This is a genomic window from Rhizobium laguerreae (assembly GCF_002008165.1).
GTDB classification, from domain to species: domain Bacteria; phylum Pseudomonadota; class Alphaproteobacteria; order Rhizobiales; family Rhizobiaceae; genus Rhizobium; species Rhizobium laguerreae.
In genome coordinates this window covers 141751-158134 of sequence record NZ_MRDM01000002.1, presented here as the reverse complement: position 1 = coordinate 158134, position 16384 = coordinate 141751, and the positions used below count along the sequence as shown (strand labels likewise).

Sequence of the window (16384 nt, the reverse complement as noted above, 5' to 3'; positions counted from 1 at the left end):
AAGGAATTGCTTTGCGGGCACCCGCAAAGGATCGACAGTCTGGAGTAACACATGCCCGATAGCCGTCCGGATACGGAACTCAGCAATCCGCAGAGCGCCAAGGCGCCGCTCGACCCGCATCTGAAAGCGCTGGAAAACGAGTCCATCCACATCTTCCGCGAGGTTGCGGCCGAATTCGAGCGTCCCGTCATGCTCTATTCGATCGGCAAGGATTCCTCGGTGCTGCTGCACCTGGCGCGCAAGGCCTTCTATCCCGGCCGCGTGCCCTTCCCGCTGCTGCATGTGAACACCGGCTGGAAATTTTCCGAGATGATCGCCTTCCGCGACGAGACCGCGAAGAAGTATGATCTCGATCTGATCGAACACATCAATCCGCGCGGCAAGGCTGAAAACATCACGCCGTTTACGCATGGATCGGCCGCCTTCACCGACATCATGAAGACCGAGGGGCTCCGCCAGGCGCTCGATGCCGGCCAGTTCGACGCGGCTTTCGGCGGTGCGCGGCGCGACGAGGAAGCAAGCCGCGCCAAGGAGCGCATCTATTCTTTCCGCACGCCCGATCATCGCTGGGATCCGCGCAACCAGCGGCCGGAACTCTGGAACATCTATAACGGCATGATCCGCAAGGGCGAGAGCGTGCGCGCCTTCCCGCTGTCGAACTGGACGGAGGTCGATATCTGGCGCTACATCCAGGCCGAGGACATTCCGCTGGTGCCGCTCTATTACGCCAAGAAGCGGCCATTCGTCGAGCGTGACGGCATGATGATCCTGGCCGAGGATCCGCGCCTGGAACTGCTACCCGGCGAAGTCCGCCAGGAAGGCATGATCCGCTTCCGCACCCTCGGCGACTTCCCGCTGACCGGCGCCATCCGCTCACAGGCCACCACCCTCGAAGAGGTGATTGCCGAACTCGAAATTGCAACGGTGTCCGAACGCCAGGGCCGCGCCATCGATCGCGACCAGTCCGGCTCCATGGAAAAGAAGAAGCGTGAAGGATATTTCTGAGATGACCGCAGCCCAAACCGCCGTCTCGGCCGCAACCGTCGTCAACCTGCCCGCCGCCGAGCCGCTCAAGGCCCAGCGCGATACCAGGCCACTGCGGCTCATCACCTGCGGCAGCGTCGATGACGGCAAGTCGACCCTGATCGGCCGCCTGCTCTGGGACACCAAGGCGGTCAAGGAAGACCAGGCCGCCACCCTGCAGCGCGATTCCACCGGCAAGCAGAACGACCTCGGCCTGCCCGACTTCGCTCTGCTGCTCGACGGCCTGCAGGCCGAGCGCGAACAGGGCATCACCATCGATGTCGCCTATCGCTATTTCTCGACCGACAAGCGCTCCTTCATCGTCGCCGACACGCCCGGCCATGAGCAATATACCCGTAACATGGCAACCGGCGCCTCGACTGCCGATCTCGCCATCCTGCTCGTCGATGCGCGCCTCGGCATTCTGGAACAAACGCGCCGCCACGCCACGATCGCCTCGCTGCTCGGGATCAAGCAGTTCGTGCTCGCCGTCAACAAGATCGATCTGACGGGCTACGACCGCGCCGGCTTCGACAAGATCAGCCATGAATTCCGCGAGTTTGCCCTGTCGCTCGGCGTCACGCAGATCACCGCCATTCCGATGTCGGCGCTGAAGGGCGAAAACGTCGTCTATTCCGGCCAGGCCGCCATGCCCTGGTACACCGGCCCGTCGCTGGTGGAGACGCTGGAGCTTGCCACCGTGCGCTCGTCGCAGACGGTCGGCTTCCGCCTTTCCGTCCAGCGCGTCTCGCGTCCGGGCGAAAGCTTCCGCGGCTATCAGGGCACGGTTGCCGGCGGCTCGGTCAAGCCGGGCGACAGCGTCATGATCCTGCCGTCGGGCATGGTCGCCAATGTCTCCAAGATCGTTACCTTCGATCTCGTCCGCAACGCCGCCGTTGCCGGCGACGCGATCACCCTGGTGCTCGACCGCCAGGTGGACGTGGCGCGCGGCGACATGATCGTCTCGATCGACGCCCAGCCGCAGGTCGGCCTTGCCTTCGACGCGCAGATCGTAGCACTGCAGCCCGAGGGCATCGAGCCCGGCAAACGCTACTGGCTGAAGAGCGGCAGCCGCCGTCAGCGCGTGCAGGTGCAGCCGCTCAGCCAGCTGGAGCTGAAAACCGGCGCCTGGAACGCCGCCCAGCGGCTCTACATGAACGCCATCGGCAAAGTCCGGCTCGTCTTCGACGAAGCGGCGATCTTCGACCCCTATGAGCAGAACCGGCTTTCCGGCTCCTTCATCCTGATCGATCCGGAGACCAACAACACGGTCGCCGGCGGCATGGTGACCGGCAAGCGCACCGAACTTGGCGGCCTGCACAACGGCGAAGCCCGCGTCATCCTCTCGCTTCCGGCCGACCTTGCCGAGCAGATCATGGCAAGCGAACTCTTCGCCAGCCGCAGCCATGAGGCCGAGGTACGGCGCATGACGGCAGCCGAAGCGGCCGACCTCTGGTCGAGCGCTGCAAGCGATATCTGAAATAGGTAAGGGGCCAGCAAGGCTGGCCCCTTATGCAGGGCCGGATCCGCTTGCTGCGCCCGGCGGAGTCTTCGCGAACGGCGCTGTCGCAAATTTCAGCGATGAAATTGATCAGATCCTCGGACGGTGCGGCAAGCTCTTCACGCCGGTTATTGGCCCTTAGCGGACTTCCGCCGCCTCCAACAGGCAGGTGAGAGAAGCGGAAGTCGGTGATGTTCGCCAGACCGTCTTCAAGTCAGAAACGGCATGATATCTACACCGTCACCAGGAAACACATTGAAGTGCGGATGGTCCCGGAATAGGCGAGCGGCGGCATCAGCGGTTTCCGCCTCCACGACCAGGTAGCCACAGAACTGGTTCTCAGCTTTTTGCACCCCGTCCTTCGTCACGCGTGTCGTTTTGCCCACCATGCCACCGCGATCAAGAATGCATGCAGCATTATGTTCCTCCCAGGCTGACCACTGGGGTATGCCGGCAGCATCGACGGCATCCTGCTCGGCTTTAGGCAAGCTTCGGAACGACGCGAGGGCTTCTGGTTTCATGGTGTAGACCGCAAGAAATCTGGGCACCGGCGTTACCTCCATCGGTTTCATCGTCATCAGCTAACATGCCGCGCGTGGTAAATCACTTCTTACAGTACAACTGGTGGTGCGGCGTAGGATGGCGACTGGCACGAATCCGCCGAAAACTGGACGTGCTGTGACTCGCAGGGCGAGAAACTCAAAGCGACTGGCCAAACCGCCGCAGTGATCAACAGCAATGACTTTCCCTTATCGATGTGATCGAGCCGCTCTGTGTGCCACTTCCGCTACGCGGCCCCACGCTGCTTGAACGCAAAATTGGCAGGTCCCCCGCTCAATTTTGTGTGTCGGCGTCTACGGCCGCTAAAAAATCAGAGTTTGCAGAAAACGGACTTTTTCAATTCACGATTCGCCGTTTTCCGCTTGCCCGCGGGCCGATGTGGGGCCATTCTTAGGTCGGATCCTGGCGGTGCGGTAAAACGAGAGGTCAGGCCTTGCAACGCTCAATCTCGACCTCGAAGCACTTAACGTGGCGCCTTTTCTCGACTGATCCCCGAGCGAGGAGGTTGTCCATGTCCACGCTCTATGTCGACCATCCGCTACAACCGGGCGACCGGGTCCCGAACGTTGTGTTTGATGCGATCTCGCGCGAGGGGAAGATCGCACTTGATGATTTTCGTGGCCGCAGCCCATTGTTGATAGGTTTGTTTCGGGGCCTGCATTGTCCGTTCTGCCGGCGCCATGTCGCGGCCATGGCATATCTCAACCCGATGCTGCGCGAGAAAGGCGTTCAATCCCTGGCGGTGGTAAACACCCCAGTCGAACGCGCGCGGCTCTATTTCCGTTACCATCCGATGCCCGATCTTCTTGCTGCTTCCGACCCGGTACGGGCTTCGCACCAAGCCTTCGGCTTACGCGAGGTCGGGATCGACACCGTCATGGCGATACGGTTCGATCTTCCGGGCGAGTTGCCCAAGCCTGTGGGCGTGATGGCGATGAATGAATTTCTCAACAAGAAGGAAGGATATCAGATTACCGAAGCCGATAGGCAGATGATGACTGCCGACCACGGGCAGCTTGTCGGTCAGTTCCTAATCGACCGGGAGGGCATTGTACGCTGGAGCTTCACAGAAGTTCTGGAGGCTGGGCTTCAGACATTCAAAGCACCGAATTCCCAGGAATTGATGTCGGTCGCTTCCCAAGTCGCACATTAACAAACAAAAACTCGCCCGACGCCCAGCCGAAAGTCGGCCTTCCTTCGACGCGCAGATCGTTGCCTTGCAGCCCGAGGGCATCGAGCCCGGAAATTCCTTGGAACCGTTGGGGCCTTTTGCGGTGGAACACTCTGCATCACCCGGCTATAAAGGACATTGTGCGTTGGCTTTGTCGCGGTAATCGATGCCCAATTCTCCCGAATCCTCAGATGAAAGCGTTAGCAGCTCGAGCTCGGGTCGCAATCAGACACCAAATTCGCCAGCGCAAGTGGCTGCCTCGGATTTAGCAGGAAACATCCAAGCCGACGACCCGCAACTTCCACACGGATCGTTCGGCCAAACTCGACGGGCCGCCTGGACTCTGTTGCGTGCGCTGCGCCAAGATTTGCAGGCAAGTTCTGCTTTGGCAAAGATCAAGACGGCCGCATTGTTTTGGAGGACGAAACTGAGGTCGACGCGACCCGGAATCGCGTCAGCTTCCCACAAGTGGATGACGAGTGCTTTGGTGAAAGTGGGACGCGGTCAGCAATCAAAGCCGCGTGAGAGTCGACGAAGCGCTCCGTTCATTGCGGGCTGGCGCAAATTCGCTATCGGGTCGGCCCTGCTTGTCTGCCTCCTTGTAGGAAGCGTCCTGGTGTGGGCACTGAAAGACGTGCCCTGGAGCGAAATCCGGGATGGAACGTTAAAGCCGGTGGTCGTGCTGGAAACCGCTGACGGTGCGCCGCTGGTAAGACAGGGACCTTATCAAGGGCCATATGCTCGATACGACCAGTTTCCAACCCATCTGATCGCCGCCGTCCTTTCGATCGAGGATCGCCGGTTCATGGATCATTTCGGCGTCGACCCCAGGGGCATCGGGAGGGCGCTTCTGCGCAACTTGGAGGCTGGCTCGGTGGTGGAGGGTGGCAGCACGATTACCCAGCAACTTATCAAGCTGCAATACCTCGACAGCGACCGAACCATAAAACGAAAGATACAGGAAGTCGTCATCGCATTTTGGCTGGAGTGGAAGCTCGGCAAGGCGGAAATCCTGACGCGCTATCTCAACAGCGTCTATCTTGGCGCGGGCGCCACCGGCATGCCTGCCGCTGCGCGCATCTATTTCAACAAGGACATCGGCGCCCTCAACCTGCCGGAGTCGGCGATGCTGGCGGGGTTGCTGCGGGCGCCGAGCCAATGGAATCCCATCGACAATTTCGAACGTGCCCGGCAGCGCACCTTGGTCGTTCTCGACGCGATGGCAGCCAATGGCAAGATCACCGAGCCACAGGCGGCGGAAGCCAAGACCAGCTTTGCCAGGCTGCACCCAACGACGCCCACGCCGCGCTCCGGAAGCTGGTTTGCCGACTGGATTTCGCCGCAAGCAAGCGAAATCGCCGGTTCCTCGCCAGGTTCGACGACGGTGCGCACCACGTTGGTGCCGCGGTTGCAGCAGATCGCCGAAAGGCTCGTGAATAGAGCCCTGGACAGTGAAGGAAAGACCGTCGTTGCGTCGCAAGCCGCCTTGGTCGCGATGACGCCCGACGGCGCGGTCGTAGCGATGGTTGGAGGGCGCGACTACAAGGCAAGCCAGTTCAACCGCGCCGTCACTGCGATGCGCCAGCCGGGTTCCACCTTCAAGCTATTCGTCTATTACGCAGCATTGAAGGCTGGGCTCACCTTGTCTGACCAAGTTCCGGACGCGCCAATTGACATCAATGGCTGGTCGCCAGAAAATTCCGGTGGCAATTATCGCGGCTGGGTAACGCTTGCCGAGGCATTCGCGCGATCGCTCAATGCCGCGTCAGTGGCGCTTGCCGAAGAGGTAGGACTGGACAATGTGATTGCCGCAGCGCGTGAACTCGGCATCGATGCGCCACTGGCAAACACGCCGTCTTTGGCGCTTGGCACATCGGAAGTAAATCTGCTTAACCTCACCAGCGCCTATGCGTCCGTCCAACTCGGCAGGGCACCTGTCAGGCCGTGGGGCATCATCGACTTTCAGGCGGCAGGACAGCCCACGACGTTTCGAGTTGGCTCACAAGCAAAGCCGAATGTCGATCTTTCGCCCTACCAGTCCGACCTCCTCGGCCTGCTGCAGTTGGTGGTCGAGCGCGGCACTGGACGTGGGGCAGATCCTGGCACGTTTGCGGCCGGTAAGACCGGCACGAGCCAGAACAATCGTGATGCCTGGTTCGTCGGATTCACGGAAGCGCTCGTCGTCGGTGTCTGGGTTGGCAATGATGATGACGCGCCGATGAAGGGGGTGACGGGCGGCGACCTGCCAGCGCATATCTGGCGGGACTTCATGCGTGAGGCAACGACCGAACCGACTCTGAACGGAATGCGATCGGCCGAAGCAGTAGTCGATGGTCAAGGCGCACCCCTGTCCTGTAACATCACCGCCTGTTCGCGCAGTTACCGCTCATTTCGGCCGTCCGATTGTACTTATCAGCCATATTCCGGCGGCCGACGGCTTTGTGAAAAGTGATGTGATGCGGCAGAGATCGAGCACCGGCCATCCTTGCCTCACGCCCGTTTCGCAGATCGGTGCCGAATATCGTTTGGCCGATGTTGCGAAGGCGCACGAAGAGATCGAATCCGGACGCTCGGCGGGCAGTATCCTGCTGATACCTTGATTGCTCAGAGCCCGTTATTTTGGCTTACGCTGGAGAGATCCAGTCGGAATAGGAACCACACTGGCAAGTCGTTGGCCTACCACCGTGCCGATTGTGGCAACCCCGGACGTGTTCCTGGATGCGGGCTCGATCTGGCGGAGAAACAGTCCGCTATTATCGGCGAGCGATCCGATGGTAATCATCGGCTCGTCGTCGACGAAAAGCATCAATCCAATGCCGGATCCAAGCTTATCCTCCACCCTGCATGGGACGGCTCGCAGTACGGTCTCCGCCTTTGTCGAAAACAGGGATTTCACAAGCCCGCCAAGTGCCTCGATACTATTGACAACCGGCCGGACGACAAGCGTGACTGCTTGTTGTTCAGATAGGGTGAGTTCGACGGAAAACTGAGCCGGCGCAGAACCGGTCGGCAGGCAAGCACTATACAGCTGAAAAATCGCGGCGCGCGCGAAATTTAAGCGTGTATCATGGGATTCGGCTTCGGCGACTGATTGAAGAAAGCGTGAAGAGTTCACTGCCGCAATCCCTATCTCGAATCGGGTTAGCCCGATGATGTTTCATTATACGATACCGCTTCTGCGGGCGAGCCGTCCGCATTATTCATATTAACAAATGCTGACCTTCGAAAATTCTCTGGTTTTCCCCTGGTATACTGGAGAGCGCAAACATCCGGCGAAGCCGGAGGCCCAGTTTATATCGCAAGAAAATGTGGAAGCATTTTGGTCAATAGTCTGGCGTGCTAGGATCGCTATCACTCGTCTAGCCGACCCGGCGTAAAATCATCCTGGTCCGGGGGAAAGGACGCGCAACCCATCCGGGTTCGTGTCACCTATATTTTCTTCTTGAAATCGGTTTTCGCCATCGAGCTGTATGCTCGGTTGTTGGCAGCCATCAAGTCGAATGGCAGCCCCGTGGCATACCCGACCTACCGCTCTAGACGACGAATGCTGACCGGCGGAAGACTCATAGCCTCAATCGTTGAGCTTGAGGGCGGCGGCGCGCAGAGCCTGCCAAGCAGGGCTTCCATCGTTATGGATGTCGAATTTGTCGTAGTCGTCCTCAGGATAGAGGCCCGAATCCTGCGTGCTGGTAAGCCGCCAGACCACCCAGCCTCCGCAATCCGAGGTGGCGATCGTGTTCAGCCAAGTTTCATAGGCATTTGCCTGATCGGCATCGGATCGGGGAATTCCAAATTCCTCCAGGATCACCGGTTTTCCGATATTTCGTGCGATCGCGCAGTATTCGCGAATGCGGGCGTCGAAATCGGAATGGCTCATTTTGACGTAGGATGGGTAGCCATGCCACGTGCCGAAATCGACGCTGGGAATGTTCATATCCGCCAGCTTCTGTTCCATGTTCCCATGGCCCGTCGTGACGAGCTGTTTCGGTGCCAGGGATTTGACATAGGCTGACATTTCCGACACCCAGTCATGAAGGAGCGGTTTGGGATGGATGTCAGGTTCATTGGCCAGATCCCAGGCAAATATGGTGGGGTCATCGGAATAGCGGACGCCAGTAATCGTGTTGACGCGCGACAGAACATGCCGAACCCATGCCTTGTAATCGCGGCGAGTTCGCGGATCAGCGGCAAAAAAAGTGTATTTGTCCGAACTCCCGTACCAGGCGTTCATCTGCTGGGCACCGCCCGTATAGGCCCAGAAATCGACGAATGCGAGGATCAGCTTAAGCTTGCGTTTCGCCGCTTCCGCGATGAGGTAGTCGACCTTTTGCAGGCCGTCGGGTCCGTCGTTGGGAACCATCTTGTTGGTTATCGGATCCCAACTCATCATATAGATGCCCTTGGTGCCCAGATTGCTGGAATCGGCCGTGCTCTTTGAATTCCAGATCGTTGGCACCTGGCCGTCCAGCGACCCTATAACCGGTTGCAGGAAGGTGCGCACCACATTGGCACTCATTGCCGTGGCATCGTCCAACACGCGGGTGACTTCGCCTGGCGAGCCAAATGTCAGATAATGGTTGTTGACGCCGGCCACGCGAAATGGCTTTCCGTCCAGCAGGAAGCCCCCCTCTTTCGTCGTGACGAAAGATGGATGCGCAGATGACTGCGCGTCCGCAGATCCGACTTGAGCAGACAAAAAAAGCGCCACCGCCGCAGCGCCGACAGCGAAATTCCGGAAACGGTGAATAGGCCTCATGCGAAGAAACTCCCTTTCAAGCCCGTGACGCAATTCCGATTTGGTCTGCCTTGTCGAGGACATTGCCGTATGTCGAGACGCCGTCTGCCGCTGATGGCGCGGTGGCGGACGGCGTCCCAGTGCGCCGTGCGGCCCAATACAATGCCGGGCACAGAAGGAGGCATTCCAGAAAAACAGCAATGACCCAGAAGTTGGCAGTGCCTGCAATCCCGAATTGCGCGCCACCGACGGCGGCCGCGATCTCCAGCACCGCACCGCCGGTCAGAACGAGCGTAGCAAAACCCAGGCGCCGCCGGACACGTTGAACCGCGAGATAATGATACTTCAACGCCATTCCGAAAGCGGCAAAGCCCAGAAACTGGAGACTATTTCCTGCAATCACAGCATAGGCCGGATTGAATATCCAGAGCATGAAGCGCGACAGGAAGAGGAACGCCAAGGCAGCCGCCGCGCAAACCAGCATCGACAGGCCGAGCGACAGGCGCAGGCGCGCGGGAAACAGCTCCGGCTCCCGAAAAGCGATGGCAAACAACACCGAGGCGAGTGACGCAGGGACGAGAAGCGCGACGTTCAGCACCGTCCAGGCGGCATAGAATGCGGCGTTGATCTCGGCCGACAGCATCACCGTGACGACGAAGGGCAGCAGCAGCGCCGGCGCCTGAACAGCGATGCTGAGTGTATGATGGCCGAAAACCTGTCCGAGCGCCGGGCGGAAGGCGTGGATCTCCGGCCGGTGAAAAACGCGCCTGCCGGCATAAACAAGAAGCCCGGCCACGACGACCAGCGAGGCGAGCTGCCCGGTAAACCAGGTGGTGAAGATCGCCAGTTCGCTGCTCGCCCGGCCGAGTGTCAGACCGAGAGCGACCAGCAGAAGAAGCTTGCTGGCGGCGAAGACGACATTTCGGGCCAGTTGAAGGCCGCTCTGCAACAGGCCGACCAGGGCCTGGTCGAGCACGAGGGTCACGGCCGTCAGAGCGCAAGCACCGACGAAGAAGAGATCGGTCGCGGAGGAGCCGACGATGGAGCCAAGCTGCGTCGATGTGAAGGCGGCGACAGCAAGATAGATCAGCCCCACCATGATGGAGGCGCTGAACGCGGCCAGGAGGGCGCCCGTCAAAAAGGGACCTGCTCTCTTCTGACGGCCTATCTCGCCCATCAGGAAGGGTCCGAGACCGACTTCACCGAGATTCGCGAGGAGATTCATCAACGATATGGCGGCGGCGGCGAGGCCAACAGCCTCGGTCGAGAAGGAACGCGCCGCGAACCACCAGTAGACGAAGCCGAGAACGGCCGTCATCAACGTTCCAAGCCCCAGCAAGCCTGCATTGAGGAGCAAAACCGCCTGATCGATCAGGAGGTTGCGGGCCTTGGTCATGGCGGCGCTGACGGTCATCATGCCTATTCCACGGGTTCGAGAGCGCGAGCAGGAACGGAGGTGAAAGGTCGCCTAAGGGCAGCGCGGGTCCGGCCGAGAGCAAAGCCGGCCGCAGTGGCCGCCAGGCCGGCGCCCAGCGCGACGGCGCGAAGAAGGCCGCTCGGCTGGCCAAGCAGCACATCAGCGAATCCCCGCATAACCCCTTGGGGCAATGTCCTCGTCATATAGGTCTTTTCCGACGCCAGCGCCTCACCGGAGCCTGCCATCAACGATAGGCTGGCCTTTGAAAGCCCTTCGGCCCAGCATCGATGAAGGAAATATTTCCACGTCGCGCGATCGGCGGGTATGGCGTGATCGCTGCCGCTCGACGGCTCGAAGACGAAACGGCCATATGGCAAGGCCTTGGTTGCACGGATGCAGAGTTCGGTTTCCTCGCATCCGAGCGGCAAAGCCTTGGCCGTTCGGCCCAAGCCGGAATCGAAGCCGCCCGTATGATCGAAGACGTCGCGGCGGATGCACATGGACGCGCCGATGAGGTTGCGCACCGGCCCTGGATGAAGGCCGCGATAGGTGCAGCCGAGGGTCCACAGGAATTCGTCGGGAAACCAGGACGGACGGTCTGTTTCCCACAAGGGGCGGATGGCGGACACGGCGCCCAGAACCGAGGGATCATCGAGTTGCCGCACCAAGGTCGCCAGCAAATCCTGATCCGACACAGCGTCGTCGTCGAGAAACAGGATGACCTCGCCGCGGCTGACAGAAATCCCGGTGTTGCGGGCACCTGAGAGGCCGGGCGGATGAATGTTCTCGACGATCCTGACCGGGCTTTCGAAGCGCTTGGCGCGCAGACGCAGTGCGAGTGCCGGATTGTGATCGACGATGACGACGATCTCGCCCGCGGCCGGGACCTGGCGCGCTGCCGCCTCGATTGCTTTGTTGAGAATGTCCCAGCGCTTGTCGGAATAGCAGCAGATGACGATTGCCGTCGTGAGCTTGCCGGACGCGAGGTGCTGGAAATTATCCATTTTTCGGCTCCGGGGTTAATTGAAGGGTAATTCCGGTCGGTACCGGCGACTGGAGCGTGTCGATGGTCATCCAGACCTTGCGGTAGATCGTTCCCCTGTCGCCGTCCTTGTAGAGCCAGGCTTCCAGCCGTACGGGTGGGCGTGTTTTTGTCGGTACGGAGAATTCGAAGGTTTGACTGGAGGAAGGCGCCAGTTCGAAGGCCGGCATCTTTCCAATCAATGTGCCGCCCAGAACAAGGTCAAGACTGTAAAGCGTCCTGGCGTCTTCCGAGTTGCGCACGCCGACCGTTACCACATTGTTCGTCCAGGTCCATTTGGGCACCATCCAAAGCTCAGTGAACTGAAACGGCTTGTGTTCAAGCGCGACTGGGCGCGCCACGAGGACGGAACTCGTCGCCAAGATCATGGAAGCAGCGAAGGCCCAAAAACGACGGCCGGGCCAAGCCCACGGAATGGCTGGATCCGGCCTTGCGAGCCGCAAAACGACATTCAGCCACCGAACGGCGATAGTCGTCAGGCCCAGCGCGTAGACCCAGCCTCGCGCATCGAGATGCCCGATGACATGCAGCAGAAGCCCCAAAAAAATGCAGGTCGCGAAGCTCAGGAACACCGCGAGCGTCCCCCTCGTGACCATATCGCCCTCGATGCGCAGGGTGTCCACCAGCATGCGGCCCGGGAGATACAGTATCAGCGGCGCGCAGAGCGCCAGGCGGACCGCCTTCTCCCAGGTCGAAAAGGTTTCGGGCAGCCACGTTACGGCCAAGGCAGCTGCAAGAACCCACAGCGGAATGATTCCCGGAAAGACACGGCGGGCCATCATCGGGGACGAGCTCCTGCATCCGCCCATGCCGTCGCGCCGATGATCTGAGCGGCGCCCGGGTTCACCTTCATGAGCTTCTGGCGGATCACGTTCGGGTCGAAGGATTTCTGGACGAGATGAACGATCTTGCTGTCCAGCCGGCTCAGAGTGAGGCCGAGACGGCTATGGATCTGCGTCAAATAGGCCCCGCGCGCATCGCGCATCGTCGGCGACTGGTGCATCACATCGAGCAGAAAGACGGAATAGAGCGTCCATTCTCCGAACCGTGTCTGGTCCTTTGACGCGCTCAGACCCTTGAGCAGCTCGATGTAGGCTTTTGAGCCGTATTTCGACGCGATGTAGTCATTCAGCGCGATGAGCCATTCGCGCTTGAAGCAGAAGAAATCGTTGATGAAATCGATATAGCGAAAAGACCGGGCCGGCTCGACGCCGAGGATCTTTGCAACATTGCGCAACCGTTGCTTCTCGAAACGGTAATGCAGATCGGGAAGCCTGTGGCTGGAATAATAGAGAACCGGTTCGCCCCGGTCGATCAGATCGGTCGTCGCGATGGGCCGCAACAGCAGTGTATCCGCACCGAGATTACAGAAATGCTCGGTCCGGCAGAATTCGAAGGCGCGCAGCTTGACGATCTGCTGCCGAAACCAGCCGGGAAGTTCCAGTTCTCTGGCCGAAAGCCAGTCGTTGTCGCCGGTGACGGCTGCGCCAGGCACGAGACCCTTGGCGTCGAGGAAGGCTCTTAAAGCGGCCGGGTTGTCGGTGACCATGGTCAGGTTTCCCTTGTCGGGGAAATGCTGCTGGTAGGCGCGAAGGGACGCTTCGAGCAAGTATTCGATGTCCCGCGAATGGACGCACATGAAAGCGTCGATACGGCTATCGATCATTGTAAATCTCCGTCTGGTCGTCCTACGGATTGCACCGGCTCTCCGGTCCGCCTAGGAGGGGCCGCGGGCTGCCGTGTTTTCCCGAGCCGCCCGACATCGAAAATGACCATGAAACCGTTGTCGAAGGTGCGGTCGACATCGGGCTCGGAATTGAACTTGAGCAGCGACGACGACTGGAGGGGGACCGTGTGGTTTCGGTCCTGCGTGCCGCCGTCGAAATAGACGCCGACGCCGGGCAGGCCAGTGGTCGTGCGTAGATCGACCATGACGAACCCGACGCTCGAGTCGATCAGCAGCCTGCGTTCCATCGAGCCGAGATCGGCAGCGGTGATGGCCATGCCTGTATCCTGCCCGCTCTCAAGCGTGGTCGAGACCTTTTGCCGGCCGTAAGTGGACAGGAGCAGGCGATTGATCCGATCGGTTGCGAAATGCTGGTCGCCGCCCAGCCATTCCCTGGTCCACTTTGCGGCGCTGATCCCCATAGGTTCTATCGACGAGGAGTCGGCCGACACCTCATAGCCGGCCGGAACCAGGATACGTGGCCCCTCGGAGCTGATGACGCCACCAATCAGCACCGTTGTTGCGGCGGCGGCAAGCGCCGTTGCGCGCAGCCAGCCACGCGACGTGCCGTGCCAGAACGCCGCGACAGCCACCGCGACGACAATTGCGACGCCGAGGAAGGATAACGAGCCGATGCGGTTGCCGATCTCCCACCCACTGCGCGTCAGGCGGAAGATGATGCTGACAGGATAGGCGAGCGTCACCAAAACGAAGACGACGAGAAGGCTTGACCGCCATAGGCGCCATCTGGTTGGCGGCCAGAGCATGCTGGCATTCCGGAGCTGCCCATTGAAAACGAGCGAGCGGAGAAAGCCGGTGAGAAGTCCCAGGCAGATTAGCGCGACGCCCGCCATCGTCAGATAACGTTGCCAAGCAGGCGCCAAGGCTCCCGTGTCCGACACGAAAAGCTTACGTGTCGCGGTCGAGTTCGATACGAGTTGCACTACCTCGTGTATGCCGCCTGCCAGTACGGGAAGGATGTAGCTGCCGGTGGGATTCCCGACGATCTTCGACCAGGCGACAGGAGCAATCACGGCGATCGAGGCCAGCAGGATCGCCCGCTGCCTCTGCATAGAGGACGCGCCCTGCCTCAGGCATTCCATCACCGCCGTGCCGCACAAAAGGGCCATGCAAAAATAGGAGGTGAGATGATGCGTAACTGCGAGTGCCACGATGAGGACGATGGTGGCGACGATCTTCGGCCAGCCTGCCGTGCCGCCCCGCTCCATGCGTCGGCTTTCCGAAGCCAACAGTACCGCCGCAAGCATGGGGATCGCCAGGCTTTCATAGGAGTAGTGGACGTCAAACAGCAAAAACGCGGACGAGCCCATGTAGATCAGGCAGGCAATGGAGGCGATCCGTGGCGAGCCCGTGATCTTCTCAAAGAGCAGGAAGAGCGCGAGCATCAGCATCATCCGTGCCGCCGCCAACACGATGAGGCCTGCAGCGAAGACGGACAGTCCGGACAGGTTGACCAAGGCGGACGTTATGAGCTCCAGCCCAGGATAGAGGGGGCTGACCGGCAACAGGGGATTGGGCAGGAACAATCGCCCCGCCTCCAGAATGTCGTTCACCGTCGCCCAGTGCAGGAATTCGTCATGGTCTATGAAGGCGACGGGCGCGCGGATGAGGCGTACCACGAAGAGGGCTGAGGTTACGATCACTATAAGCGCCAACCGCTCCAGGCGGCTGGCCCCCGGATGGATGATCCGCGCCGCCGCGGGGAGAAAGATCGCGGCGATGGCGCAATAGAACGCCGGAACCGCCCAACCCTCTCCCAGCCGACTGGCATTTGCAGCAAGAGCGGCCACAACAAGGGCGCAGCTGCATAGGAATGCGAAGACCGGCGACATCCCCAGCGACGAAGGATCGGCACTACCCCCGACCGCGCTGTCCTGCCTGCGCAGGCCCAGAAATGCGGCGATCCACAGATCGACGCGTGGAAGGGAAACCCTTCCCGTATAGCCATGCCGATAAGCTCCGTCCTGGTAGGACTTCTGCTGATCTGGAGAAGTCCGCCCCTTAACAACGGTCATCGTGCTTCAAATCTCCAAGCAGTGCCGGACCGGTTCGCAGTTCAGGCTGCGGATGCGAAAGGACGCGTCTGTACACCATCAGCAGCCGGTCCGTGCAATCGTCCCAGTCCGGCAACCTCGTCTCGATTGAGATCGGCCCCGCGTCCATGGCGGCGAGCATTTCACGCGCGGTGAAGTCTGGCGAAGCGTTGAGCGGAATGGATCGCACGAGCCCCTCCTCAGCCAGCTCCCGAAAGCCGGATGTGTCGGTGGTCAGTACGGGAGCCTTGACCGAAAGCGCCTCCATAACCGCCACGGGATGAGCTTCATAATCGCTGAGGAGCACGACAAGAGCGGCCGAAGACAAAAGATCGGCCATTGCGGACCGATCGGTCGGCGGAATTGCCCCGATCTCGACACGGTTGCCGAGCCCGAGTTCGGCCACCTGCTGACGCAGCTTCGCCTCATAGGGCCCCTCTCCTAGGATCCGAAGGCGCAGATCCGGGAATTTCGTTGCCAGCACATGAAATGCAGCAAGCGCCCGATGATGACCTTTATAACGCTCCAGCCTGCCGAGCGAGACAATCAGCGGCCTGTCGTGAGGTGAAGGGGGTCGCCGCCCGGACTTTTCCGGCAGGCGCGCGCCATTGGGGACAACGATGAACCGGTCTCTCGCGATTGCCATATTGTGGCTGAACAGATCCGCTTCGAACCGCGACACGCCAATGAGTTGCGCTGCTCTGGTGGCCAGAGGCGCAAGCATTCTGTGTTGGAAGCGCCGGATCGAAGACCGAAGTCGCGACGAATGGCCACCGCTGTGAAAGGTGACCACGAAAGGAAGCCCCTTGCGCGATGCGGCAGCCATTCCGAGCGGTGCCAGGAAAGTGTGGTAGCCCTGAACATGCATCAGGTCCCAATCACCTTCGGCGACGGCCTTAAAGACGCTGGGGGCGAAGCACCAATCCCGCCCACGGGGAAACGTCTTCAGCCTGACAATCCGCACGCCGTCTCGGCTTTCCGCTGCAGGAAGAAGTCCGTCAGGATTGCCCGTCAAGACCGTTACCGCATGCCCGTTGCGCACGAGCCGGGTTGCGACCTCGCTTACATGGGTTTCCGTCCCTCCGGCAAAAGGCAGGTATCTCGCGCTGAGCATCAAAATGCGCATCATGCGGCCTCGCCAATTACATCCAGAC

13 protein-coding genes and 1 pseudogene are annotated in these 16384 nt (G+C 60.4%); 5 read left to right on the top strand and 9 right to left on the bottom strand.

What is annotated here, in order from left to right:
• Positions 1 to 51: 51 nt before the first annotated feature.
• Both cysD and cysN read left to right on the top strand, forming a co-directional pair.
• Positions 52 to 1005 carry a sulfate adenylyltransferase subunit CysD gene (cysD, locus tag BS630_RS00955; RefSeq protein WP_003546395.1) on the top strand — a complete coding sequence of 318 codons (954 nt, stop codon included), beginning with the start codon at positions 52 to 54 and terminating at the stop codon, positions 1003 to 1005.
• Between the two features lies 1 nt (position 1006).
• Positions 1007 to 2503: a sulfate adenylyltransferase subunit CysN gene (cysN, locus tag BS630_RS00950; protein ID WP_077975874.1), complete on the top strand. Its 1497-nt coding sequence runs from the start codon at positions 1007 to 1009 to the stop codon at positions 2501 to 2503.
• A gap of 230 nt (positions 2504 to 2733) precedes the next feature.
• Here the strand turns inward: cysN and BS630_RS00945 are convergent, their stop codons facing one another.
• Positions 2734 to 3072: a hypothetical protein gene (locus BS630_RS00945; protein ID WP_077976274.1), complete on the bottom strand. Its 339-nt coding sequence runs from the start codon at positions 3070 to 3072 to the stop codon at positions 2734 to 2736.
• Between the two features lie 524 nt (positions 3073 to 3596).
• Here BS630_RS00945 and BS630_RS00940 point away from each other — a divergent pair.
• From BS630_RS00940 to BS630_RS36250, 3 genes and pseudogenes are all read left to right on the top strand, one after another.
• Positions 3597 to 4238, top strand: a complete 642-nt coding sequence (locus BS630_RS00940; RefSeq protein ID WP_077975872.1) for a peroxiredoxin-like family protein — start codon at positions 3597 to 3599, stop codon at positions 4236 to 4238.
• Between the two features lie 184 nt (positions 4239 to 4422).
• Positions 4423 to 6708, top strand: coding sequence for a PBP1A family penicillin-binding protein (locus BS630_RS00935; protein WP_077975870.1), 2286 nt, complete (start codon positions 4423 to 4425; stop codon positions 6706 to 6708).
• A 46-nt stretch (positions 6709 to 6754) separates the two neighbouring features.
• Positions 6755 to 6856: pseudogene (locus BS630_RS36250) on the top strand (quinone oxidoreductase); the annotation flags it as partial.
• 14 nt (positions 6857 to 6870) lie between these two features.
• On the opposite strand, the gene BS630_RS00930 reads toward BS630_RS36250, so the two are convergent.
• The 8 genes from BS630_RS00930 to BS630_RS00895 all read right to left on the bottom strand — a co-directional run bounded on the left by BS630_RS00930 (position 6871) and on the right by BS630_RS00895 (position 16359).
• On the bottom strand, positions 6871 to 7371 hold the full coding sequence (locus BS630_RS00930; RefSeq protein WP_077975868.1) for a hypothetical protein: 501 nt from the start codon (positions 7369 to 7371) through the stop codon (positions 6871 to 6873).
• Between the two features lie 456 nt (positions 7372 to 7827).
• Positions 7828 to 9012, bottom strand: coding sequence for a glycoside hydrolase 5 family protein (locus tag BS630_RS00925; protein WP_077975866.1), 1185 nt, complete (start codon positions 9010 to 9012; stop codon positions 7828 to 7830).
• 16 nt (positions 9013 to 9028) lie between these two features.
• A complete protein-coding gene (locus tag BS630_RS00920; RefSeq protein WP_077975864.1) occupies positions 9029 to 10408 on the bottom strand; it encodes a polysaccharide biosynthesis protein in 1380 nt (459 codons plus the stop codon).
• A gap of 2 nt (positions 10409 to 10410) precedes the next feature.
• Positions 10411 to 11412 carry a glycosyltransferase family 2 protein gene (locus BS630_RS00915; RefSeq protein ID WP_077975862.1) on the bottom strand — a complete coding sequence of 334 codons (1002 nt, stop codon included), beginning with the start codon at positions 11410 to 11412 and terminating at the stop codon, positions 10411 to 10413.
• Positions 11405 to 12232 (bottom strand): hypothetical protein, encoded by an 828-nt coding sequence (locus BS630_RS00910; RefSeq protein ID WP_077975860.1) that lies wholly within the window; start codon positions 12230 to 12232, stop codon positions 11405 to 11407. The genes BS630_RS00915 and BS630_RS00910 overlap by 8 nt, the downstream gene beginning before the upstream one ends.
• Positions 12229 to 13116 (bottom strand): DUF6492 family protein, encoded by an 888-nt coding sequence (locus tag BS630_RS00905; protein ID WP_077975858.1) that lies wholly within the window; start codon positions 13114 to 13116, stop codon positions 12229 to 12231. The genes BS630_RS00910 and BS630_RS00905 overlap by 4 nt, the downstream gene beginning before the upstream one ends.
• A complete protein-coding gene (locus BS630_RS00900; RefSeq protein ID WP_077975856.1) occupies positions 13113 to 15212 on the bottom strand; it encodes a hypothetical protein in 2100 nt (699 codons plus the stop codon). Before BS630_RS00900 ends, BS630_RS00905 begins: the two co-directional genes overlap by 4 nt.
• Positions 15199 to 16359 (bottom strand): glycosyltransferase family 4 protein, encoded by a 1161-nt coding sequence (locus tag BS630_RS00895; RefSeq protein WP_077975855.1) that lies wholly within the window; start codon positions 16357 to 16359, stop codon positions 15199 to 15201. The genes BS630_RS00900 and BS630_RS00895 overlap by 14 nt, the downstream gene beginning before the upstream one ends.
• Positions 16360 to 16384: the final 25 nt, after the last annotated feature.